The sequence below is a fragment of the Acinetobacter sp. A3 genome, assembly GCF_012371415.1.
In the GTDB taxonomy this organism is placed as follows: Bacteria; Pseudomonadota; Gammaproteobacteria; order Pseudomonadales; family Moraxellaceae; genus Acinetobacter.
Genome location: NZ_JAAZQW010000080.1, coordinates 1 through 2241, shown reverse-complemented (window position 1 = coordinate 2241; position 2241 = coordinate 1). Strand labels below are relative to the sequence as shown.

Annotated in this window: 2 protein-coding genes; both read right to left on the bottom strand. The window is 37.3% G+C overall.

Annotated elements, in window-relative coordinates; translation table 11 throughout:
• Nucleotides 1-304 precede the first annotated feature (304 nt).
• A complete protein-coding gene (locus HHA42_RS13250; protein ID WP_168526853.1) occupies nt 305-1030 on the bottom strand; it encodes an alpha-ketoglutarate-dependent dioxygenase AlkB in 726 nt (241 codons plus the stop codon).
• A 15-nt stretch (nt 1031-1045) separates the two neighbouring features.
• Nucleotides 1046-1897 carry a class I SAM-dependent methyltransferase gene (locus HHA42_RS13245; protein ID WP_168526851.1) on the bottom strand — a complete coding sequence of 284 codons (852 nt, stop codon included), beginning with the start codon at nt 1895-1897 and terminating at the stop codon, nt 1046-1048.
• Nucleotides 1898-2241: the final 344 nt, after the last annotated feature.

Below are 2241 nucleotides of genomic sequence, written 5' to 3'. Positions count from 1 at the left end.
CCATTAGAGAAATTTGCTCAGCTTGTTGATTATCATAAGACTTTTCAAACTGTCGCACCTCATGTTTGAATTCGCCTAGGGTGGGTACTTTTATTTTTGGTCACTAATTTATTGTGATATTCAACAATAATAACCAACATATAATTTTTGTTTTTAAGGGTATTTTACTATTTGGTAAAATTTTATTGATGGTGTTTATCATAAAGATAATGAGGAATGAACTCAGTACCAATTTAAACGGATTCTTCTAACGCTTATTTGAAAGTCCAGATTGAATGGCAGCAGCTTTTAAGATGAACAGCCCTTATAAGATATGTCGAAACGTCATGTTTAATCGACCATCTTTAATTTTGGCTTGTTTAGGGACACTATGCTGCCAGAAGTGTTGTAGCTCTCCATACATAATCAATAAATCACCATGAGCTAAACGAATTTCAATTTTATCTTCATGATCATCATTACGACGCAATAAGAAACGACGAGATTCACCAAAGTTCAGTGATGCAATAGTTGGGTTTAGTCCCAATTCTTTTTCGGCATCAGTATGCCAAGAAATATAGTCTTGACCACTTCGATACCAATTTAATAACACACTATTAAATGGAGTGTCGCATACAGTTGCTAACTGTTGTTTCATCCACAGTAAAGCTGAGTTCCAAGGATTAGGGTGTAATAATATGCCTGAATATTTATAGGCTTTTCCTGTATCTCCATACCATGCAGATATGCGAGGTAAGGTATGAGATTTACCATACATTTTGATGGTGTCTTGATGCCATTGGATATTTTTCCAATCAATTTGATTAATATCTTGTACCTGATGCCAATTGGTATGATTCCAATCATATTGGCTATTTTCAAAAAATACAGCCAATGTTCGATCAGCTATTTTTTTTTCAATAAATTGAGGAATGTAGCGTAAAGTTCCATGTGGCACTTCGATATCATACCCACGTCCACAAGGACTGGGTTGCATTGGATATGTCTGCTGACTAAACAAAACTTCTGGTTCATTAAACAGATTATTCATATTGATTAGCTCCCATTAAATACATGCAGCGTAGGCACGAATCGGTGCTGGGCGTTCCTGTATGCATCGGCTATTTAAGTTATATTCCGTAATACGGACTGTACCATGATGATTGAGGTAAAGTTGTTGAGGAGAAAGTAGTTGATGAAATGTATCGAAGCCCTTATTTCCTGTAATAAAGTCTGGGCTTACAGCATAAACATAGTGTTTGCTATGGCGTGCATATTGTTTCATTTCATGGCATAAGTGACTCATGCTGAATTGCACACTTAAATACATGTCTAATACATTGCTCAGTAAATGAATACTTGGCAATTGATTTATATTGGCGGCCATAAAATCAGGTTCCAGTTCATCTAGAGTGCAGGCATGATGAATAATATTCAGCTTAATATCGTGATGTTGGGCTTTCTGCGTGATCCAGTGTGATGCACGTGCTAATGCAGCAGCAGAAGGTTCCACAAGAATGACATCCAAACGATCGATGCTATAGCCTTGATCCAACACGTATTCAATCCAAGCCAATGTTGCAATACCTTGCCCACATCCATAATCGACGATGCAGGCTTGAATAGGAATATGCTTTTCAAATGTACTGTATTGAAAACTATGAGCAAATACAGTTTGCATGCGCAGATAATGTCCCCAACCATAAAGTGCCATATAGCTGATTAAGTCATCAGAATGATGTAGAGGGTTCTTTGCACGAGCTGTCTTTTTACTGAACTGATAGTAGTCAAATTGTGGTTGTAGATTATTTTGAAAGAAATCAACATGCTCTGCACAGAGTTGTTCAAAGTCGTGTGCCAGAAAAGATTGTAAAAATTGATCTTCTTGTTGTGCTTGGAATTTGAGGAGAGCGTTCATTTATAGTATCCAAAGTCATGATGTCTTTGAATACAAGATAGAGCGCTTTGGTCATAAATTTAGATTTCATAAGCTTATAGTGTCAACGGCATTCTAAAATTGACCCCTCTTACCTTATAAATGGCAAAGTAAAATTGACCCCTTTGATCGGGTAGTCTGTTCAGACTTAAACCAAGATTTACTTAAAGCAAAAGTATTCGTCTTGCACTCGGGCAAAGCAGTGCTTTGCTGATCCTCGTTCATCCCTTATCTACAGGGAAGTATCCAAAAACAGATACTATCGAGGGTTCACGTCTAACTCAAGCGAAGCTTTCGTCTTGCACTCGGGCAAAGCAGTGCTTTGC